15 protein-coding genes are annotated in these 22609 nt (G+C 40.2%); 14 read left to right on the top strand and 1 reads right to left on the bottom strand.

Features of this window, described 5'->3' with window-relative positions:
- Positions 1 to 25 precede the first annotated feature (25 nt).
- The 6 genes from dnaE to pyk all read left to right on the top strand — a co-directional run bounded on the left by dnaE (position 26) and on the right by pyk (position 9821).
- Complete coding sequence (dnaE, locus tag HNR53_RS11260; protein WP_184525984.1) at positions 26 to 3154, top strand: DNA polymerase III subunit alpha; 3129 nt, start codon at positions 26 to 28, stop codon at positions 3152 to 3154.
- A gap of 194 nt (positions 3155 to 3348) precedes the next feature.
- The gene (gene ystJ / locus HNR53_RS11255) at positions 3349 to 4587 is read left to right on the top strand and encodes an NADP-dependent malic enzyme (RefSeq protein ID WP_184526203.1); all 1239 of its coding nucleotides are present in this window, start codon (positions 3349 to 3351) and stop codon (positions 4585 to 4587) included.
- A gap of 163 nt (positions 4588 to 4750) precedes the next feature.
- Positions 4751 to 5629, top strand: coding sequence for an acetyl-CoA carboxylase, carboxyltransferase subunit beta (accD, locus tag HNR53_RS11250; protein ID WP_184525981.1), 879 nt, complete (start codon positions 4751 to 4753; stop codon positions 5627 to 5629).
- On the top strand, positions 5614 to 6591 hold the full coding sequence (gene accA, locus HNR53_RS11245) for an acetyl-CoA carboxylase carboxyl transferase subunit alpha (protein WP_184525979.1): 978 nt from the start codon (positions 5614 to 5616) through the stop codon (positions 6589 to 6591). The genes accD and accA overlap by 16 nt, the downstream gene beginning before the upstream one ends.
- Positions 6592 to 7068: 477 nt before the next feature.
- Positions 7069 to 8028, top strand: a complete 960-nt coding sequence (pfkA, locus tag HNR53_RS11240; RefSeq protein ID WP_184525977.1) for a 6-phosphofructokinase — start codon at positions 7069 to 7071, stop codon at positions 8026 to 8028.
- A gap of 32 nt (positions 8029 to 8060) precedes the next feature.
- The gene (gene pyk / locus HNR53_RS11235) at positions 8061 to 9821 is read left to right on the top strand and encodes a pyruvate kinase (RefSeq protein ID WP_184525975.1); all 1761 of its coding nucleotides are present in this window, start codon (positions 8061 to 8063) and stop codon (positions 9819 to 9821) included.
- 166 nt (positions 9822 to 9987) lie between these two features.
- Here pyk and ytvI read toward each other — a convergent pair whose 3' ends face one another.
- Positions 9988 to 11109 carry a sporulation integral membrane protein YtvI gene (gene ytvI, locus HNR53_RS11230; protein ID WP_184525973.1) on the bottom strand — a complete coding sequence of 374 codons (1122 nt, stop codon included), beginning with the start codon at positions 11107 to 11109 and terminating at the stop codon, positions 9988 to 9990.
- 259 nt (positions 11110 to 11368) lie between these two features.
- On the opposite strand from ytvI, the gene HNR53_RS11225 reads away from it, so the two are divergent.
- The 8 genes from HNR53_RS11225 to mutM all read left to right on the top strand — a co-directional run bounded on the left by HNR53_RS11225 (position 11369) and on the right by mutM (position 22577).
- A complete protein-coding gene (locus HNR53_RS11225; RefSeq protein WP_221452302.1) occupies positions 11369 to 11830 on the top strand; it encodes a DUF441 domain-containing protein in 462 nt (153 codons plus the stop codon).
- Between the two features lie 360 nt (positions 11831 to 12190).
- Positions 12191 to 13312, top strand: a complete 1122-nt coding sequence (gene citZ / locus HNR53_RS11220; RefSeq protein ID WP_184525971.1) for a citrate synthase — start codon at positions 12191 to 12193, stop codon at positions 13310 to 13312.
- A 203-nt stretch (positions 13313 to 13515) separates the two neighbouring features.
- Entirely contained in the window at positions 13516 to 14784 is a 1269-nt protein-coding gene (gene icd / locus HNR53_RS11215; protein ID WP_377802082.1) for an NADP-dependent isocitrate dehydrogenase, read from the top strand.
- Between the two features lie 231 nt (positions 14785 to 15015).
- On the top strand, positions 15016 to 15954 hold the full coding sequence (gene mdh / locus HNR53_RS11210; RefSeq protein WP_184525966.1) for a malate dehydrogenase: 939 nt from the start codon (positions 15016 to 15018) through the stop codon (positions 15952 to 15954).
- A gap of 243 nt (positions 15955 to 16197) precedes the next feature.
- Entirely contained in the window at positions 16198 to 16914 is a 717-nt protein-coding gene (locus tag HNR53_RS11205; RefSeq protein WP_184525964.1) for a response regulator transcription factor, read from the top strand.
- On the top strand, positions 16911 to 18683 hold the full coding sequence (gene pnpS, locus HNR53_RS11200; RefSeq protein ID WP_184525962.1) for a two-component system histidine kinase PnpS: 1773 nt from the start codon (positions 16911 to 16913) through the stop codon (positions 18681 to 18683). The genes HNR53_RS11205 and pnpS overlap by 4 nt, the downstream gene beginning before the upstream one ends.
- Before the next feature lie 329 nt (positions 18684 to 19012).
- Entirely contained in the window at positions 19013 to 21649 is a 2637-nt protein-coding gene (gene polA, locus HNR53_RS11195) for a DNA polymerase I (RefSeq protein WP_184525960.1), read from the top strand.
- An 85-nt stretch (positions 21650 to 21734) separates the two neighbouring features.
- Positions 21735 to 22577 (top strand): DNA-formamidopyrimidine glycosylase, encoded by an 843-nt coding sequence (gene mutM / locus HNR53_RS11190; protein WP_184525958.1) that lies wholly within the window; start codon positions 21735 to 21737, stop codon positions 22575 to 22577.
- Positions 22578 to 22609: the final 32 nt, after the last annotated feature.

The following is a 22609-nucleotide window of genomic DNA, read 5'->3' as shown; positions in this document are numbered from 1 at the left end:
TAAGTAAATAAGGATGTGAATGGTCGTGTCGTTTATTCACCTTCATGTATATAGTGCGTTTAGTTTATTAACGAGCACAGCATCAATCGAAAGGCTGGTAGGAGATGCCAAAGCCAAAGGATATAGCGCAATCGCTTTAACAGATAGAAATGTGATGTACGGAATGGTTTCTTTCTATAAAGAATGTTTAAAACAATCGATAAAGCCGATTATGGGGCTGACGGTTGATGTACTGAGCGAGAATCAGGAGACAAAATCGTTTCCTCTTGTTTTGCTGGCAAAAAACCAAACAGGGTTTCAACAATTGCTGAAAATCTCCAGCAGTGTGCAGACTAAGTCGCCAGGGGGGATTCCTATTAAGTGGCTGAGGCATTATTCCAAGGGATTAATTGCCATTTCACCCGGAATGGAAGGAGAAATTGAACAGGGGCTGTTAAATGAAAATAGCGAAACAGCGCAAAAAGTACTTACCCTTTATCAACAGATGTTTGAACCCGGTTCTTTTTACCTGAGTATGCAAAATCATGGTCTTCCTGAAGAGCAAAAGCTGCATCAGGAATTAATGTTACTGGCTGAGGTCAATCAAGTTGGGCTTGTGGCAACGAATCAGGTTCATTATTTAGCTCAAGAGGATGCATTTGCTCAGGAGTGTTTGCAAGCGATTAAGAATGGCAATAAATTGAAGGATGGGGAGCGGGAAAGGCTTCCAAATGATCAATATTATTTAAAGACACCCGAGGAGATGGTTGAGCTATTTTCTTCACTGCCTGATGCTCTGGAAAATACAGTAAAAATAGCAGAAGCATGTAATGTGATGATTGAACTTCATAAAACAAAATTGCCGAGATTTCCAACAGAAAACGACTTAACGGCAGAGCAGCTATTAGAAAATTTATGCTGGCAGGGGTTTAAGGAAAGATATCCGGATTGCGATGAAGCAAAGAAAAAAAGATTGGTCTATGAATTAAACATTATCAAAAAAATGAATTTCAGTGATTATTTTCTGATTGTCTGGGACTTCATGAAATATGCCAGGGAGTCCGGGATATTAACTGGGCCGGGCAGGGGGTCTGCTGCCGGCTCAATGGTTGCTTACACGCTCTATATTACGGATGTTGATCCGATTGAGCACCACCTTCTTTTCGAGCGTTTTTTAAATCCAGAGCGGATTTCAATGCCTGATATCGATATAGATTTCCCTGATCATCGGCGTGATGAAGTGATTCAGTACGTCAGGCAAAAATACGGGCAGCTGCATGCTGCACAAATTATTACATTCGGAACCTTTGCGGCGAAAGCCGTTCTTCGGGATGTTGGGCGTGTATTTGGTTTAAATACAAAGGAACTGGATAAATTGTCAAGGATGGTTCCAGGTACTCTTGGCATTACGCTTCACGAAGCCTATAAACAATCCAAACCATTGCAGGATTTCGTTCACGAATCAGAAACCCAGCGGCTTTTGTTTGAAACGGCATTACGGCTTGAGGGACTTCCTCGTCATACATCGACACATGCAGCAGGCGTGATTTTAAGTCAGGAGCCGCTTGTGGATGTCATCCCAATTACAAAAGGCCACGACGATATTTTTTTAACACAGTACTCCATGGAGCATTTAGAGGAATTAGGGTTACTGAAAATGGATTTCCTTGGTTTAAGGAATCTTTCCCTGATTGAAGCGATCGTGACATCCATTACTCGGACCACGGGGCAAAATGTAAATATTAAACAGATACCCCTTGATGATCCGGCGGTATTCACGCTATTAAGTGAAGGAAATACGACAGGCGTATTCCAATTGGAGTCTGAAGGGATGCGCAGTGTGCTGAAACGACTGAAACCGAATCGCTTTGAGGATATCGTCGCAGTAAATGCTCTCTACCGTCCGGGTCCAATGGAAAATATCCCTCATTTCATTGAGCGAAAATCTGGCCGCGAACCGGTTGTCTACCCGCATCCAGACCTGAAGCCGTTCTTGGAAAACACATACGGCGTTATCGTTTATCAAGAGCAGATTATGCAAATCGCTGCGAAAATGGCGGGTTTTTCTCTTGGTGAAGCTGACCTGCTGCGTCGTGCTGTAAGTAAAAAGCAAAAAGAAGTACTTGACCGCGAAAGAACGCATTTTATTGCCGGAGCAGAGCGGAAAGGCTATCAAAGCTCCACAGCCAATCATATTTACGATTTGATCGTCCGCTTCGCTAACTATGGTTTTAACCGCAGTCATGCCGTTGCTTATAGTTTTATTGCCTATCAGCTGGCATGGTTAAAAGCGCATTTCCCCCTCATGTTTATGGCCGCGATTCTTACATCAGCGGCAGGAAATGAAGAGCGAATAGCCCAGTATATTCGTGAACTGAAGCAAATGAACATATCGCTTCTTCCTCCATCGATAAACCGCAGCGGTTATTCCTTTCATGTCGAAAAAGGAGCGGTACGATACAGCCTGGCCGCAATTAAAGGGGTGGGGGCTGCAGCCTTAAAAGAGATTTTTCGTGCCCGCAAGGAAAAAAAATTCAGTGATTTATTTGATTTTTGTATCCGTGTATCTGTTAAAGCAGTGAATCGTAAAACACTTGAGGCTCTTACTGTATCGGGAAGCTTTGATGAATTTGGCGAAGATCGGGCGGTGCTGTTGGCAAGTATTGATGCGGCTCTTGACCATGCACAGTTAGCCAGACCTGCAGGAGGTGAACAAGGAGATTTATTTTCCAAGGATGACTTTTTAATCCGGCCGAAATATACTGCTGTTGAACCAATTCCTGCAGAGGAAAAACTCCACCTTGAGAAAGAGGTACTTGGATTCTATTTGTCGAATCATCCAGTCTCGCTTTTTGAAAAATATTTTACTCAGCTAAAGATACAGTCATTATATGATTTTACACCTTCCCAAGCTGCTGGACGCGCGGTTGTGTATATAAGTGAAGTAAAAAAAATCAGAACGAAAAAAGGGGAGCAGATGGCTTTCTTAACAGTAAGTGATCAAAGCGGTGATATGGAAGCTGTAGTGTTTCCTAATGTGCTGAGGAAAACAGCATCAGTGATTGTGCAGGGGAATATTTTACTTATCGAAGCAAAAATGGAACAGCGTCAGGGGAAGGGACAACTGATTGTCCAAAAAGGTGAAAGTATGGTGAATATAGTGAAAAACCGATGAATATTTAAAATCATAATCGTATCTTTATAAATAGAATAGAAAATGCTATAGTGTTAGAATGATGGGTGTTATACTACACTGATACCGCGTTTAGCTGTAATAAATCTCCCACGGAGTGCTCAAGTTAGTTAGTGCTCAATAAAAGAGGGAAATGAAGTTGTTACTTTGAAATTTATTTTGAGGGAGTGTAAATGGTGACATTAAGAGAAGAAGCACTGCACATGCATCGAGAAAACAAGGGGAAATTGGAATCAAAATCAAAGGTTAGTGTACAGAATGCTAAGGATTTAAGTCTTGCATACTCTCCTGGTGTAGCAGAACCTTGTAAAGAAATCTACGACAAGCCTGAAACGGTATATGAATATACAATGAAAGGGAATATGGTAGCGGTCGTAACTGATGGCACGGCAGTATTAGGTCTGGGCAATATTGGACCTGAGGCAGCACTCCCAGTTATGGAAGGAAAAGCTGTATTATTTAAAAGCTTTGCCGGCGTGGACGCATTTCCTATTTGTTTAAATACAACGGATACAGAAAAAATAATAGAAACGGTTAAGCTGTTAGAACCTACTTTTGGCGGTGTTAACCTTGAAGATATTGCTGCTCCTCATTGTTTTGAAATTGAGGAAAGACTGAAAAAAGAAGCAGGCATCCCGGTATTTCATGACGACCAGCACGGTACGGCGATTGTAACTGCAGCTGGTTTAGTTAATGCATTAAAGATTGTGAATAAAAAAATATCCGAAATAAAAGTTGTAGCAAATGGTGCAGGCGCAGCTGGAATTGCCATTATCAAATTGCTCCACTTCTTTGGTGTCCGTGATATTATTATGTGTGATACGAAAGGCTCTATCTATGAAGGCCGTCCGAACGGAATGAATAATGTGAAAAATGAAGTAGCGAAGTTTACCAACAGGGATAACATACCTGGAAGTCTGGAAGATGTCATTAAAGGGGCTGACGTATTTATTGGTGTTTCCGCAGCAGGCGCACTTTCTCAAGATATGGTAAAATCAATGAATAGAAATCCAATCATCTTCGCTATGGCGAATCCTAATCCTGAAATTTCACCTGCCGACGCCAAAGCAGCAGGTGCAGCCGTTATTGGTACCGGCCGCTCTGATTACCCTAATCAAGTGAACAATGTTCTTGCTTTCCCAGGTATTTTCAGAGGAGCGCTTGATGTAAGAGCTACTCATATCAATGAACAAATGAAGGTAGCAGCCGTTAAAGCCATTGCCGGACTTATTCAGGAATCTGAACTACATGCCGATTATGTCATTCCGGGACCGTTTGATCCGCGTGTGGCACCGGAAGTCGCAGCTGCTGTAGCAAAAGCGGCTATGGAAACGGGCGTAGCCCGCATGAAAGTAGATCCGGAGGAAATCAAAGAAAAAACACGTAAACTTGCCCTTATTGGAAAAGGTGAGTGATGCTTGATTGCTGTGACCCTCAGAACATGAACTTTTCGGAGCGCCTAATGGTTGGGCGCTCCTCTGTTCGCAACAATTACTATCATTCTTTGGAATAATTACAGCAAATATTCACAAAACAGGAATATATTAAATTGATTGAATAAACAAGGGAGGTTTTACCTTGCTTAAAGATTTATTTACAAAATCAACAAAGAAAAAGTATGCAGCCATACCTTCAACCATCGCAAAGCAGGATGTTCCTGAAGGTATTTTGACGAAATGCCCAAAATGTAAAAAAATAATCTATACAAAAGAATTAATTAAAAATTTAAAAGTATGTTTACACTGTGGGTACCATCATACAATGAATGCCCGAGAAAGATTGGATTCATTTCTGGATGAGGGTACATTTGAGGAAATGGACCGAGAAATGATTTCCGTTAATCCGCTGCAATTCCCTGGTTACTTAGAAAAAGTTGAAAAGGACCGGCAAAAAACCAAAGAAAATGAAGCGGTTGTGACCGGGCTTGGGACCGTTGGCGGGATGAAAACAGTGATAGCTATTATGGACTCAACTTTTCGTATGGCCAGCATGGGAGCTGTTGTTGGAGAGAAAATAACAAGAGCAATTGAAAAGGCAGATGAATGTTCACTACCTTTTATTATTTTTACGGCCTCTGGCGGCGCAAGGATGCAGGAAGGAATATTAAGCTTAATGCAGATGGCTAAGACAAGCGCAGCATTAAAGCGGTTTAGTGATCATGGAGGTTTGTACATCTCGATTATGACACATCCGACGACGGGAGGAGTATCAGCAAGTTTTGCTTCTCTTGGTGATTACAATCTTGCAGAACCAGGCGCTTTGATTGGATTTGCCGGGAAAAGAGTCATTGAGCAAACGATTCGCGAAGAGCTTCCGGAGGATTTTCAAACAGCAGAATTTCAATTAGAACATGGACAGGTAGATGCTGTTATTTCCCGCTTAGAGCTAAAAGAGCAAGTGGCAAATATTTTAGAAATTCATCAACCGGGAGGTGTACCCCAGTGGCAGGAGAATTAGAATTTGAAAAGCCGATAGTCGAGTTAAGAAGGAAAATTGCTGATTTAAAGGAATTTACCAAAAATGCTGATGTCGATCTATCTTTTGAAATTGATAAGCTCGAGGGGCGTCTCTTGAAGCTTGAAAAGGAAATTTATGATCATCTTCAGCCATGGGATCGGGTTCAAATTGCCCGCCATCCCAATAGACCGACTACTTTAGATTATATTTCACTTTTGTTTACAGACTTCTTTGAATGTCACGGCGATCGTGCATTTGCAGATGATGCCGCTATAGTCGGCGGAATTGCCAAATTTAAAGGTGTTCCCGTTACGGTTGTAGGTCATCAGCGCGGTAAAGATACAAAAGAGAATATCCGCAGAAATTTTGGTATGCCACACCCTGAAGGTTTTCGCAAGGCACTTCGGCTCATGAAACAAGCCGATAAATTCAACCGTCCTATCATTTGTTTTATTGATACAAAAGGTGCATTTCCAGGAAAGACAGCAGAGGAACGCGGACAAAGTGAGGCCATTGCGAAAAATTTATTAGAAATGGCCGGATTAAAAGTACCTGTTATTTGTATTGTCATCGGAGAAGGCGGAAGCGGCGGTGCATTGGCATTAGGTGTCGGAAATTACATTCATATGCTTGAAAACTCAACGTATTCAGTTATTTCTCCTGAAGGTGCTGCTTCGATCCTTTGGAAAGACTCCGCTTTGGCCAAACAAGCTGCAGAGTCGATGAAAATTACGGCTCCTGATTTAAAGGAATTAGGCGTAATTGATCAAATTATTCCGGAAATTAAGGGCGGTGCTCATAAGGATATGCATGAGCAGGCAGCACGAATTGAACAAGTTCTGACAGAATCATTAAAAGAGTTAATGAAAATGGACAAGGAACAACTTGTTTCCCATCGCTATGATAAATATAAGAAAATGGGAGAAGTTTCGTTATTAAAAGACTATACAGGGGTAAAATAAAAAACGTACTTTTATCGTACGTTTTTTATTTATTAGCTGTGTTAAACTTGATTGTTGATTTCCGTTCCAGGCACTTCGCTTTCCTGCGGGCGACCGACGAGCCTCCTCGACACTTCGTGTCTGCGGGGTCTCGTCTGTCTCGCTTCTCCCGCGGGAGTCTTCGTGCCTTCCACTCCAATCAACAAGGGACATAAAAATCAACATTGACCTTTAACACAGCCTATTTATTAAGAAATCAGGTAACAGAATACACATTTCCGAAAATTAAGACCTTACAGTGAATAGAACGAGGTATAACGTTTTCATTTCACGCACAATTCCGCCTTTTACCTAAAATGCATGGATTCGGTTGAGATGCCTGTTCCTTCATGTTATTTTAGAAATATTCCTGTATTCTTTAGCCTATAATAATCTTTGACAGCAAGCGAATTCTAGTTATATACATAGTTTAAAAGGAAAGAACTGGGAGGGGCAATAATGAAAAAAATCGGCGTATTAACAAGTGGCGGCGATGCACCTGGAATGAATGCAGCGATACGTGCCGTTGTCCGTAAGGCTATTTATCATAACGTTGAGGTTTGCGGAATTGTCGCAGGGTATACAGGATTAATCAGCGGACATTTCAGGAAATTGGAACTAGGTTCTGTTGGGGATATTATTCATCGCGGTGGAACCATGCTATTGTCTGCAAGATGCGAGGAATTTAAAACGAAAGAAGGGCAGCATAAGGGGCTGCAGCAATTAAAGAATGCTGGTATCGAAGGGTTGGTAGTAATTGGCGGTGATGGTTCATACCGCGGCGCCAAGGCGCTCACTGAACTTGGTTTTCCTTGTATTGGTGTACCCGGAACCATCGATAATGACATTGGCTGCACACAATTTACGATTGGGTTTGATACAGCTCTAAATACGGTCATTGATGCCATTGATAAAATCCGTGATACTGCCAATTCACATGAGCGGACATTTATCATTGAGGTAATGGGCCGCAATGCCGGGGATATTGCTCTTTGGTCAGGGCTAGCCGGCGGTGCGGAAACAATTATCATTCCGGAAGATAATGATGACATCCGGCATATCTGCGCCCGGTTGAAAAAAGGGGAAGAACGGGGGAAAAAGCATAGTATCATTGTCGTTGCAGAAGGGGTATCCAGCGGTATAGAGCTGGGAAAAGAAATTAAGCAGCTGGCAAACATTGATACACGTGTTTCGGTTTTAGGTCATATCCAACGCGGCGGCTCGCCAACTGCTTTTGATCGGGTATTAGCTTCAAGGCTCGGTGCCCGAGCCGTAGAACTGCTTTTACAAGGAAAAGGCGGAAGAGCGGTTGGAATGCAAAATAACCAGGTCAGTGATCACAGTCTGGATGAAATATTTAAAGGTAATCATTCGATTGACCTGAATTTACTCACATTATCCAAAGAACTTTCGATTTAAAAAAGTTTTAATACCCCGAGGAGGAAAATGATATGCGAAAAACGAAGATTGTTTGTACGATAGGTCCCGCTAGTGAAAGTGTTGAAAAACTCATGCAGTTAATGGAAGCAGGAATGAATGTTGCCCGCTTAAACTTCTCGCATGGTAATCATGAAGAACATGCGCAAAGGATTCAGAATATCCGCGAAGCCTCCAAGAAAACAGGAAAAAATATTGCTATTCTCTTAGATACAAAAGGACCGGAAATACGAACTCACAATATGGTTAATGGGGCGATTGAGCTAGTGTCAGGCAGCCAATCGATCATTTCGATGAAAGAAGTGGAAGGTACACCAGAGAAGTTCTCAGTGACCTATGAGGGCTTAATTGAAGATGTACAACCAGGGGCCAGCATTTTGCTGGACGATGGCTTAATTGGTTTGGAAGTCACAAAAATTGATATGGAAAACGGAGAGATCCACGTAAATGTATTAAATACAGGTACGTTAAAAAATAAAAAAGGGGTAAATGTACCTGGTGTATCCGTTAACTTGCCGGGAATTACAGAAAAGGATGCAAGTGATATTATATTCGGGATTGCGCAAAAGATAGATTTTATCGCTGCTTCCTTTGTACGCCGCCCATCAGATGTATTAGAAATTAAGCAATTACTTGAAGAGAACGATGCTACATATATCCAAATTATCCCTAAGATTGAAAATCAGGAAGGTGTCGATAATATTGATGACATCCTTGAAATTTCTGATGGACTAATGGTGGCACGAGGGGACTTAGGAGTAGAAATACCTGCTGAAGAAGTTCCTTTAGTGCAAAAGAATTTAATTAAAAAGTGCAATGCCCTTGGTAAACCAGTCATAACAGCTACACAAATGCTGGATTCGATGCAGAGGAATCCGCGCCCAACCCGTGCTGAAGCAAGTGACGTAGCAAATGCCATTTTTGATGGGACAGACGCTATTATGCTTTCAGGTGAAACAGCCGCTGGTACTTACCCTGTCGAAGCTGTACAGACGATGCATAATATTGCTTCACGTGCAGAAACAGCCTTAGATCATAAAAAATTGTTATCCTCACATAGCAAGGACAGTGAACATACCATTACCGATGCAATTGGACAATCAGTGGCACATACTGCTTTAAATTTAGGCTGTAATGCCATCATCACTGCAACAGAAAGTGGTTATACAGCGCGAATGATTTCAAAATACCGGCCAAAAGCTCCGATTGTGGCGGTCACATCAAATGACTGCGTATTAAGAAGACTGGCCCTTGTTTGGGGAGTATACCCACAATTAGGGCAAAAATCAGTGACAACAGATGATATGCTTGAAAATGCAGTAACAGAAAGTTTAAGCAGCGGATTTGTATCACATGGTGATCTAGTTGTCATTACAGCTGGTGTTCCAGTTGGGGAAGCAGGTACAACAAATCTAATGAAAATCCATTTAGTCGGCGATATACTGGGGAAAGGTCAAGGTATTGGCCGAAAATCAGCTTACGGGAAAGCTGTAGTGGCAAAAAGTACCAAGGAGGCACTTGAAAAAGTAAAAGAAGGCACTATCTTGATCACCATTGGCACGGATAAAGAAATCGTTCCTGCTATTGAAAAATGCAGTGCCCTTATTACAGAAGAAGGCGGTTTAACAAGCCATGCAGCTGTAGTCGGGTTAAATATCGGGATTCCGGTTGTCGTTGGGGTAGCAAATGCTACGGAATTGTTTAAAGACGGACAGGAAATTACCGTAGATGCACAAAGCGGAATCATCTACAACGGCCATGCAAGTGTGTTGTAATCAGCCAATAAGAATGCTGCAAAGACAACCTTAGATCGATGATTTCATAATTTCAATCATCGATCAAAAAAGTCATGTTACTATTACTAAGTGAAACAAACGTCAGCACATAGATAGCTGACGTTTGTTTCGGTACTTAAGCTGACTTATAAAGAGGCTTAAAGCTTTACTGCGGCGTTTCTTTTCCTTTTATAAAGACCCATATATCCCGAAATACATTTGCTCGATGCAATGTCGTAAGGATGACGAGTGTAACAGGACCGATAATGAGACCTAAAAAACCGATTAATTTAAAACCAATAAATAAGGCTATTAATGTAGCCAGTGGATCGAGTCCGATATTGGAGGATAATACTTTCGGCTCGATTAACTGTCTTTGTACAATCACAATCATATAAAGAACAGCTAGTCCTATTGCTAGTCCTATATCACCTGTAATGGCTTCATAAATGATCCAGGGCACAAAAATGAGTCCTGTGCCTACGTATGGAAGTAAATCAACCAGCCCGGTTATAAGAGCAACGGTAACGGCATAATTTACGCGCAGTATAAGCAATCCGATTAGAATAATAATGGTTGTTAGTGAAATAAGGGTAAACTGCGCCTTAATAAAACCAAATAAGGCTTTTTTTAGTTCAAGAAGAACGGATTGGCTGCTCTTTTTAGCAACGGCAGGGACAAGATGTCTGCCTTTAGCGGAAAGTCTTGCCCAATCTTTGCTGATAAAAAAGGTCGCTAATAATGAGAAGATGATGACAGATGCAGCGTTCGGAAACCAAGAAATAATCGTTGGAATGAATTTGAAAAAACGCTGGATAAAATCACCGAGTGTAGCACCAATGACACTTCCGGCATTCCGGATGTTTTTCAAAATCGTTTCCTGCTGCCCGCTTCCTAAGTGATCAAATAAATTGGTAATCTGATTGTAAAACGGGATAATCTGTGCTGCAATAAAATGCTCGATGTAACTGATCAGTGTATCCAGCTGTTTGGGTACAATTCTTGCCAGCTGGTCGGTGCTTGAGACAATTTCTGCAATCAATAGAGTAATGGCACCGGCAAAAATGGAAAAAACAAGAATTAAGACAATGATGACGGCAAGTGAGCGGGGCATTTTTGTTTTTTTATGAAAAAAATTAACAAGCGGATTAATGAAAAGGGCGATGGCGAGTCCAATCAGGAATGGATAGGTTATTTTCGAAAGGTAAAATGCCCCAATTAATAAGAAAACAGCTATACCAAGGACAAAGAGGAATCGCAGTGCTCGATTAAGATATACATAATTCAATGGTAAATACCTCCTTTTTCCAATCTATGAAACCTGTTTAATATAAAATATTTAGAAAATTGATTCTATCATATTCTGCACGGTCATGATAACCTTTTAATACGCAAAAAATAGAAAAAAGATTCACTTATGTTTCATAATATATGGTTATTTTAGCTAGATAAAGGTACATTAATAATGATGTTTTTAAAGATAAAACTTTTTGAACTTTTGAAGTTGTGATACAATAATAAAGTATCAACAGAAAGGAGAATTTCCGTTGATATCACAAGCAACAATTTTCTTATTGCTTTTATTGGCAATTGGTTTTATTGCCAAGAATCAATCACTCATGTTTGCCGTAGCCGTTTTAATGGTTTTGAAATTAGCTGGGGGTGAGACCAAGCTATTTTCTTTTCTGCAAACAAAAGGAATAAATTGGGGTGTTACAGTAATCACTATCGCTGTATTAGCTCCGATTGCGAGCGGTGAAATTGGCTTCAAAGATTTAGCGGCTTCCTTTAAATCCCCTTTTGCATGGATAGCTCTTATTTCAGGGATGGCGGTAGCGCTGTTAGCTAAGGGAGGCGTTAATCTCCTATCTAAAGATCCTGAAATCACCACTGCCCTCGTTTTAGGAACGATATTAGCCGTTTCTTTATTTAAAGGGGTTGCGGTTGGTCCTTTGATTGGAGCGGGAATTGCTTATTGCGCGATGAAGATTTTTGAGATGGTAAAATAATTTGCTTAAAATGCATGACTTTTTTACTGTTTTAAATTTGTTGCCATTCACAAAAGTCTGATAATTGTTTATAATAATATTTGTGTTGAAATAACTTTATTAACAATATAATTAGTTATAAAAATGTAAGCATTTTCTTTTTTTTGCTTTCAATTGAACACTCGCTCAACTTTCTTTACCCAGTAGATTTTCACATGGTCTGTGATCGATTGCCAATACGCAGCCGATTTTATTAAATAGATATCAAGTTTGTTTGAGTAGATGTCAGAAAATTCTATCTGATATTTAATAAATATTCATTCTTTCTTTAATACAGACATTTGAACATGGGGAAAATATTTTTTAAGGAGAGGATTCTATATGACAGTAACACGTGGTCTCGAAGGGGTAGTAGCAACATCCTCGTCAATCAGTTCCATCATTGATGACACATTGACATATGTCGGCTACAACATTGATGATCTAACTGAGAATGCTAGTTTTGAAGAAGTCATCTATCTTTTATGGCACAGAAAGCTGCCAACTAAGGCGCAATTAGATGAATTAAAACAGCAGCTTGCAGAAAATACTGAACTTCCGCCGCAAGTAATTGAACACTTCAAAATGTATCCAATTAATAAAGTTCACCCAATGGCTGCGCTTCGAACAGCTGTTTCTTTGCTTGGCCTTTATGATGAGGAAGCAGACTTAATGGATGAAGACGCTAATTATCGCAAAGCTATTCGTCTACAAGCAAAATTACCTGCAATTGTGACAGCTTTTTCCCGTATTCGCAAAGGCTTAGAGCCAGTTGCTCCTAGAAAGGATTTAAGCTTAGCAGCGAACTTTTTATATATGCTGACAGGAAATGAACCTGATCCCCTTGCAGAGGAAGCTTTTAATAAGGCGCTTATTCTGCATGCGGATCATGAGTTGAATGCTTCTACCTTTACTGCACGTGTCTGTGTAGCAACACTTTCTGATGTATACTCTGGTGTAACTTCAGCAATTGGAGCTTTAAAAGGTCCTCTGCATGGCGGAGCAAATGAAGCAGTTATGAAAATGCTTTCGGAAATTGGCTCTCTTGAAAATGTTGATTCCTATATCCATGGGAAAATGGCTAATAAAGAAAAGATTATGGGCTTTGGACACCGGGTATACAGAAAAGGTGACCCTCGTGCTAAACACTTAAAATTAATGTCTGAAAAATTAACAAAACTTACAGGCGAACCGGAATTATATGACATGTCCGTTAGAATTGAAAGCATTGTTACGGGAGAAAAGAATCTGCCGCCAAATGTAGACTTCTATTCTGCTTCAATGTATCATAGTTTAGGCATTGATCATGACTTGTTTACGCCAATTTTTGCAGTAAGCCGGGTATCAGGCTGGTTAGCGCATATACTTGAACAATATGAACACAATCGTTTAATCCGTCCGCGTGCAGAATATACTGGTCCTGGAATGCAAAAATATGTTTCAGTGGAAGCACGTGGGGAATAATAAATAAACAATAGAAAAGTAAAAAGTATTTTTATTTGTGAAAAAAATTAATAAATATTGTTTACTTTTTATGCAAAAAGTTGTTTAAATATAGTAGGTAATGAAAAGGTTAGAGGTTCTTGCGTCTAACCTTTCATTTGCATGTCATAAGATAATGGCAAAAATAGATAATGATTAAGTAGGACATCATGGAGGGAAAAGTTATGTCAGGAGAAAAAATCACAGTAACAAATGGAGTATTAAACGTACCAAATCAACCCGTTATCCCATTTATCGAAGGAGATGGAATTGGTGCCGATATTTGGGCAGCTGCATCAAGAGTATTAGATGCTGCGGTTGAAAAAGCCTATAACGGTGAACGTAAAATCGAGTGGAAAGAAGTTTTAGCGGGTGAAAAAGCATTTAACCAAACAGGCGAATGGCTTCCAAAAGAAACTTTAGATGTGATTAGCGAATACCTAATTGCGATTAAAGGACCATTAACAACACCTGTTGGCGGCGGAATTCGTTCATTAAACGTAGCGCTTCGCCAAGAATTAGATTTGTATGTATGTTTACGCCCTGTACGTTGGTTTGAAGGAGTTCCTTCACCGGTAAAACGCCCGCAAGATACAGATATGGCTATCTTCCGCGAAAACACAGAAGATATTTATGCTGGTGTTGAGTTTGTTCAAGGCTCTGAAGAAGCTAAGAAATTAATCAAACTTTTACAAGAAGAATTCGGTGTAACGAAAATCCGTTTCCCAGAAACATCTGGTATCGGCGTGAAAACTGTTTCTCAAGAAGGTACAAGCCGTCTAGTTCGTGCAGCTATTGAATATGCTCTGAAAGAAGGAAGAAAATCTGTAACTTTAGTACATAAAGGAAACATTATGAAATTTACTGAAGGTGCATTCAAAAACTGGGGTTATGAAGTAGCTGAAAAAGAATATGCTGATAAAGTATTCACTTGGAATCAATATGACCGCATTAAAGAAGAACAAGGCATCGATGCGGCAAACAAAGCGCAGTCAGAAGCTGAAGCAGCTGGCAAAATTATCGTGAAGGATGCTATTGCAGATATCTTCTTACAGCAAATCCTTACACGTCCAAGCGAATTTGACGTTGTTGCAACCATGAACCTAAATGGTGACTTTATTTCTGACGCACTTGCAGCTCAAGTAGGCGGAATCGGAATTGCACCAGGAGCTAACATTAACTACGTATCCGGACACGCAATCTTTGAAGCAACTCACGGTACCGCTCCTAAATATGCAGGATTAGATAAAGTAAATCCATCTTCTGTTATTCTTTCCGGCTGCTTAATGCTTGACCACCTTGGCTGGACTGAAGCATCTAAGATGATTACGAAATCAATGGAAAAAACCATTGCTTCTAAAGTTGTAACATATGACTTTGCCCGTTTAATGGAAGGTGCAACAGAAGTTAAATGTTCTGAATTCGGTGATGAATTAATTAAAAATATGGAATAATAAATGAAGCAAACAGGCTTTTTGCTGCTTTAGCATGATAAAAATAAGCATCCAGTCAAACAAGACTGGATGCTTATTTTATTTGCTAAAATCCATTTGCTATAAATAATCACTTTAAAAGGCTATCTTTTTAATTGGATATATTTTGATTATAAAAATCTTATACTTCCTATAATCAGAATTTTCTGGTATTGTTTATTTATGTAAATTAATAAAGGGGAGAGGGTTAACATGGCTATAAAACGTAATAAAATTTCTGTTGTTGGCAGTGGTTTTACTGGAGCAACCACAGCGTTATTTATTGCGCAAAAAGAATTAGGGGACGTTGTATTAGTGGATATTCCACAAATGGAAAACCCAACTAAAGGAAAAGCATTGGATATGCTTGAAGCAAGCCCTGTTCAAGGTTTTGATGCAAAAATCACAGGTACTTCAAATTACGAAGACACTGCAGATTCTGACGTAGTAATCATAACAGCTGGTATCGCAAGAAAACCAGGAATGAGCCGTGATGATTTAGTACAAACAAATCAAAAAGTCATGAAGGCCGTTACAAAAGAAATCGTAAAGTATTCTCCAAATTGTATTATTATCGTATTAACAAACCCGGTTGATGCCATGACTTATACCGTATTCCAAGAATCAGGATTTCCGAAAAACCGTGTAATCGGCCAGTCAGGTGTTCTTGATACGGCTCGTTTCCGTACATTTATCGCGCAGGAATTAAACCTGTCTGTTAAAGATATTACTGGATTTGTTCTAGGAGGTCATGGTGATGATATGGTGCCTCTTGTCCGCTATTCTTATGCAGGAGGAATTCCTCTAGAAACGCTCATCTCAAAAGATCGTTTAGAGAGTATCGTGGAGCGTACTCGTAAAGGCGGCGGGGAAATCGTAAACCTGTTGGGAAACGGCAGCGCATACTACGCACCGGCAGCAGCATTGGTTGAAATGACAGAAGCGATTCTGAAAGACCAAAGGCGCATTTTGCCAACGATTGCTTATCTTGAAGGGGAATATGGATACAGTGGTATTTATCTTGGTGTTCCAACAATCATCGGTGGAGCTGGAATTGAAAAAGTGCTTCAGCTTGAATTAGCGGATGAAGAAAAAGCAGCTTTAGACCGTTCAGTTGAATCGGTTAAAAATGTTATGGCCGTTTTAGCGTAACTGTTTTGCGAAAATTCAGGGAATTAACACTTCCCTGGATTTTTTTATTGCCGGAAAATAGCTAGTAGATGATCGTTAAAGTACAGCCAGCCGTTTTGAAATGGTGGGCGGTAAGTTGTGTTTTTTCATTAGGGGAAAATTCTAACATGTTAATAGATGTTTCTAATGTCCGCTTAGTGTATAGTAATAATATAAGTGCTCTGAGATAGAAGGGGAAAAACTATTTGGATAGCGGAGGCTTGTATGGTAAAAAAAGTGCTTATAGTGGATGATGAAAAGTCAATTCTGACATTACTTCAATATAATTTGCGTCAGGCAGGTTATGAAGTGATCACGGCAATGGATGGAGAAGAAGGCAGGGATCTCACATTGTCAGAGAAACCGGATTTAGTGGTGCTTGACCTCATGCTGCCAAAAATGGATGGAGTGGAAGTATGTAAACACCTGCGGCAGCAGAAGAACTTCACACCGATATTAATGCTGACAGCTAAAGATGATGAATTTGATAAAGTGCTGGGACTTGAATTAGGTGCCGATGATTATATGACAAAACCCTTCAGCCCGCGGGAAGTGGTTGCTCGGGTAAAGGCTATATTAAGGCGCTCACAGATTCAGTCCGAGTCATCAGCGCAAAGCCAGGACGATTCAGAGAAGATGACGATCAGCAGTTTAACCATTTATCCGGAACAATATGAGGCTTATTTTGAAGATTCACTTTTGGAATTAACTCCAAAGGAATTTGAATTACTTTTATATTTGGCAAAAAATAAAGGCCGTGTATTAACAAGGGATCAGCTGTTAAGTGCTGTATGGAATTATGATTTTGCCGGCGATACAAGAATAGTAGATGTTCACATCAGTCATTTACGTGAAAAAATTGAACGGAATACAAAAAAACCAGCCTATATTAAAACAATACGAGGCTTAGGCTACAAATTAGAGGAGCCAAAAGGAGAATGACAACGTTTCGAACGAAACTTTTCGTAACGCTTATGTCACTCCTTTTACTTGTTATGGTTGTTCTTGGACTTATGCTGGGTCAGCTATTTAAAAGCTATTATCTAGAGGTCATTGGAAACCGTTTTGAAAAGGAAAGCGTCCTTGTTTCTACCTATATTGAAGAAATAGGCGGGATTCAAAAAATTGAACAGAATAAAGTGAATGATTTCAGTGACTTATTAAAAGTGAGAATAGCCATTGTTGATGCAAAAGGGCATATTGTGCAGGACAGCAAGGGTGACATTGACAATATTTCGGATAAAGAATATTTGTCCATTATGAAAGGAATAACGGAAAAGGACAAAACATACGTAAATGATTCTAATTCCCTGCCGGGTCTGGACTTATATTATTATTGGGAACCTATTATGTTTAATGGCAAACAAGAAGGATTTGTCATTTTCAGCACACAATTAAAAGAAATCGAAAGCGCCTATCAGCAAATATGGTGGATTCTAACCATTAGTTTTGCGTTAGCATTAATTGCGATTGTCCTCTTAGGCTATAAAATTATGACCAGGTATACCAAACCGATTGAAATGGCAACGAATGCAGCGATGGAACTGGCTAAAGGGGATTATCGTACCAGAGTGTATGAAAATCAAATTGATGAAACAGGGATGCTGAATGTGGCGATTAATATTTTAGCCCGCAATCTGCAAAATATGGTGAAAACGCATGAGATGCAAAATGACCGGCTGACAACGTTGATTGAAAATGTCGGCAGTGCCATGATATTAATTGACAGCCGCGGCTATATTAATTTGATTAATCGGACATATAAGGAAATTTTTGATGTTAATCAGGCGGAAAATCATTATAAACTTTATTATGAAGTGATTGAGCATGCAGAAATATGTAAAATCATTGAAGAAATATTTATGACGGAGCAAAAGATAAACCGGCAGGTGATTCTTCCGTTAAAAATTGAACGGCGTCACTTTGAAGTGTATGGTGTTCCGATTATCGGTACGAATGATGTCTGGAAAGGAATTCTGTTAGTTTTCCACGATATAACTGAGATCAAAAAATTGGAGCAAATGCGCAAGGATTTTGTCTCCAATGTTTCTCATGAACTTAAAACACCGATTACATCGATTAAAGGATTTTCCGAAACATTATTAGATGGTGCAATGGAAGACCGGGAAACGCTGGAGGCCTTTTTAAATATTATTCTTAAGGAAAGCGACAGACTGCAATCCTTGATTTATGACCTTTTGGAGTTATCTAAAATTGAGAATGAAGGATTCCGTCTCTCTATTCAGTCATTCAATTTGATTCATTCGCTTGATGAAGTCATCACACTTATGGCGGGAAAAGCAGAAGAAAAGGGAATCCATTTGATCTTTAGTCCGCATAGTAATGAGGTCATTCTTGAAGGGGATGTCTATCGCTTAAAGCAGGTTTTCATCAATATTATTTCAAATGCCTTAATTTATACTTCCAGCGGCGGGTGTGTCACAATGGAAGTGGAAGAAGCGCCGCATAAAATCAAGGTTCAAATTAAGGATACGGGTATGGGAATAGAAAAAGCTGAAATTCCGAGAATTTTTGAACGATTCTACCGTGTGAATAAGGCGAGAGATCGAATTTCTGGAGGAACAGGACTGGGACTTGCTATTGTCAAACACATATTAGAAGTTCATAAAGGAAAAGTGACCGTTGACAGCGAAGTGGGCAAGGGGACAACTTTTACCATCGAACTAATGAAGAAATTTCCACTTGGCTAGGGATTTAGAAGGGGTATGATTTACATTTAATTAACATACCGTTTATGCTTTATTTACAATAGGTTGTTATAATCATAAATGAAATACCCCTTCATCCAAGGAGCCAAATAAAAAGGGCGGGAGCTAATTGCTTTCGTCTTTTTTATTTGGGCAAAATAACCGCCGTTATTTTCCTTTCCTAGTCTACTCATGATAAACTAGGGGAGGAAATAACGGAGTTTTTCTGCACTTAATTAATAGTCCTTATAAGTCATCTATTACCATTATGGCGTTCAAATAAGAAGGATAGATTTAGATTTGCCAATTTAATACTGAAGAGGGTGTTTAGTTTGTCAAAAAAATTAGTGCTGATTGATGGCAATAGTATTGCTTACCGGGCTTTTTTTGCCTTGCCGCTTTTACATAATGAAAAAGGAATACATACGAATGCCGTTTATGGATTTACGATGATGCTGCTCAAAATTCTTGAGGAAGAAAAACCAACCCATATGCTGGTGGCATTTGATGCCGGGAAAACGACCTTCCGCCATCAAACGTTTAGCGAGTATAAAGGGGGAAGGCAAAAGACTCCACCGGAACTGTCAGAGCAGTTTCCATTTCTTCGTGAATTATTGGATGCCTTTCAAATTCCGCGCTATGAATTAGAGAATTATGAGGCGGATGATATTATTGGCACGATGTCCTTACAGGCTGAAAAAGAAGGCTATGAAGTCAAGGTCTACTCAGGTGATAAGGATCTAACCCAGTTGAGTTCGGAGAGGACAACGGTTGGGATTACCCGTAAAGGCATTACGGATATCGAAGTGTACACGCCTGAACATATTGAGGAAAAGTACGGATTAACGCCGCAGCAAATTATTGATATGAAGGGATTAATGGGAGACCAATCTGATAATATACCGGGTGTACCAGGGGTAGGCGAAAAAACTGCCATCAAATTGTTAAAGGAATTCCACACAGTGGAGGAACTTTTGCAATCAATTGATCAAGTAAGCGGAAAGAAATTAAAAGAAAAACTGACGGAATTTAAAGAACAGGCGATCATGAGTAAGGAACTGGCCACTATTCTGCGAGAAGCGCCTGTTGATGTACAAATAGGAGATATCCAGTTCAAAGAATATGATAAAGAAAAGCTTATTGCCCTATTTAAGGAGCTGGGGTTCCAATCTTTATTAAATAAAATAGACGATCCAGATGAAGCGGCGGCGGATGATGCCGTATTAGAAGATATCGATTTTGCAATGGTTGAGGAAATAAAGGAAGAAATCCTTGTCTGTCCATCCTACTTCTATGTAGAAGTGCTCGAAGATAACTATCATTATGCGGATATTCTTGGCTTTTCGCTTGTTAATGAAAAAGGGGCATTTTTTATCTCCCATTCACTAGCCTTGAATTCACCCATTTTTAAGGCATGGGCAGAGGATGAAACAAAGAAAAAGATTGTTTATGATGCGAAACGTTCTGAGGTTGTCCTGCGTCACCACGGGATTCATTTAAGCGGTGTCAGCTTTGATCTATTAATTGCCTCCTACCTTGCGGATCCGTCAGAGACCATTGAAGATATTGCCTCGATAGCGAAAAGATATGGTGTTTCTGATGTTCAAAGTGATGATGTTTTCTATGGAAAAGGTGCCAAGCGGAGTGTTCCGGAAGAAAAGCTTCTTGCTCCGCATCTTGTACGAAAAGCACTCGTTTTATCCCAGCTTGAGGAAAAGCTGCAGGAGGAATTGAAAAGCAATCATCAATTGGAGTTGTTTTATGACCTTGAAATGCCGTTGTCACTTATTCTTGCAGACATGGAATCACAGGGAGTGAAAGTGGATCGGGAACGGCTTCTCGCAATGGGCGAAGAATTAAAGGGCAGGCTGGCGCAATTGGAAGCGAATATTTATTCATTGGCGGGAGAAACGTTTAATATCAATTCTCCTAAACAGCTGGGTGTTATCCTTTTTGAAAAGCTGGGACTGCCAGTCATTAAAAAAACAAAAACCGGTTATTCCACTTCCGCAGACGTTTTGGAACAACTGGAGCAGAGCCATGAAATTATCGCCGAAATTTTACATTTCCGCCAGCTAGGGAAGCTGCAGTCGACCTATATTGAAGGGCTCTTAAAGGTAGTGAATTCGAAAACGGATAAGATTCATACGATTTTTAACCAGACATTAACGCAAACAGGACGGTTAAGTTCTACCGATCCAAATCTGCAAAATATACCGATCCGCTTGGAAGAAGGAAGGAAAATCCGCCAGGCATTTGTTCCTTCTGAATCGGGGTGGGTCATATTTGCTGCCGATTATTCACAAATTGAACTGCGTGTCCTTGCCCATATAGCCGGTGATGAGAAACTTATCCAGGCCTTTAAGGAAGGAATGGACATTCATACAAAGACAGCGATGGAAGTATTCCATGTTGAAAAGGATGAAGTGACCTCCAATATGCGCCGCCATGCGAAGGCAGTTAATTTCGGTATTGTCTACGGCATTAGCGATTACGGATTAAGTCAAAGTTTAAAAATCACAAGGAAAGAAGCAGGAAATTTTATAACCCGTTATTTGGAAAGTTATCCAAAAGTAAAGGATTATATGGAAGACATCGTACGGGAAGCCAAGCAAAAAGGCTATGTGACAACATTGCTACATAGACGAAGATATCTGCCTGAAATTACAAGCCGCAACTTTAATCTGAAGAGCTTTGCTGAACGTACAGCGATGAATACTCCGATTCAAGGCAGTGCAGCAGATATCATCAAAAAGGCGATGATTGACATGGCTGAGCGCCTGAAAACAGAAGGGCTTCAGACGCGTCTGTTACTGCAGGTGCATGACGAATTGATCTTCGAAGCACCACCGGAGGAAATTGAAAAATTAAAGCTCATTGTTCCGGAAGTCATGGAAAATGCCGTTGAATTAAAAGTGCCGTTAAAAGTAGACTACGCCTACGGTCCAACCTGGTTTGACGCCAAATAAATCGATGGTAAAATCGGTGCCAGGCACCGAAAAAAAGACAAATGTCCGCATGAAGCGGACACTGTATTGAAAGGAGGGGGATGGGGTGCCTGAACTTCCTGAGGTTGAAACGATTGTCCGGACGCTGCGGGAGCTGGTGCTGCATAAACAAATTAGCGCAGTAACGATATCCTGGCCTAAAATCATTAAGCATCCGGCTGAAATTGAACAGTTTGCCGATGCATTATGCGGACAAACAATCTTAAATATTGATAGAAGAGGAAAATTCCTGATATTTTATACAGAGGTTTTTGCACTGGTTTCTCATTTGAGGATGGAAGGGAAGTACTTACTGACTGAATCAGGTGAACCAGTGGATAAACACACCCATGTCATATTTCATTTTAATGATGGAACAGAACTGCGTTACCGCGATGTCCGTAAATTCGGCACGATGCATCTGTATCGTAAAGGGGAGGAATTCAATGTACTCCCTCTATCGCAGCTTGGTCCGGAGCCTTTGGGCGGACAATTTGATTTTCAGCCGTTTTTCCAAACGTTATCGCAGAAAAAGCGGGCGATTAAATCAGTGCTGCTGGATCAAACCGTACTGGCGGGACTTGGCAATATCTATGTGGATGAAGCTTTATTTAAAGCCCGCATCCATCCGGAAAGACCTGCACAGTCCCTGTTAGAAAAAGAAGGAAAGCTGCTTTATGAGCAAATCATTAAGACCTTATCAGAGGCAGTGGAAAAGGGAGGCAGCACTGTCAGAACCTACGTAAATTCTCAGGGACAAATGGGAATGTTCCAATTAGAACATAATGTTTATGGGCGAAAAGGAGAACCATGCAACGTTTGCGGGACCTCACTTGAAAGAATTGTTGTCGGCGGCAGAGGCACTGTTTTTTGCCCGATTTGCCAAAAAAGCAGTGCCGGGAAGAATTGATTAACAAATATTAGGCTCTCTTCATAGACTAA

It is taken from the genome of Bacillus benzoevorans (assembly GCF_014207535.1).
Lineage (GTDB): Bacteria > Bacillota > Bacilli > Bacillales > Cytobacillaceae > Bacillus_BD > Bacillus_BD benzoevorans.
Note: the sequence above shows the minus strand (reverse complement) of the source record. Positions and strands in the feature narration are given on the sequence as shown.

Excerpts from the sequence above, each read along its gene's own strand:
- pfkA (WP_184525977.1), top strand. The coding sequence starts at position 7,069 with ATGAAAAAAATCGGCGTATTAACAAGTGGCGGCGATGCACCTGGAATG.
- icd (WP_377802082.1), top strand. The coding sequence starts at position 13,516 with ATGTCAGGAGAAAAAATCACAGTAACAAATGGAGTATTAAACGTACCA.
- pnpS (WP_184525962.1), top strand. The coding sequence starts at position 16,911 with ATGACAACGTTTCGAACGAAACTTTTCGTAACGCTTATGTCACTCCTT.
- citZ (WP_184525971.1), top strand. The coding sequence starts at position 12,191 with ATGACAGTAACACGTGGTCTCGAAGGGGTAGTAGCAACATCCTCGTCA.
- mdh (WP_184525966.1), top strand. The coding sequence starts at position 15,016 with ATGGCTATAAAACGTAATAAAATTTCTGTTGTTGGCAGTGGTTTTACT.
- HNR53_RS11205 (WP_184525964.1), top strand. The coding sequence starts at position 16,198 with ATGGTAAAAAAAGTGCTTATAGTGGATGATGAAAAGTCAATTCTGACA.
- pyk (WP_184525975.1), top strand. The coding sequence starts at position 8,061 with ATGCGAAAAACGAAGATTGTTTGTACGATAGGTCCCGCTAGTGAAAGT.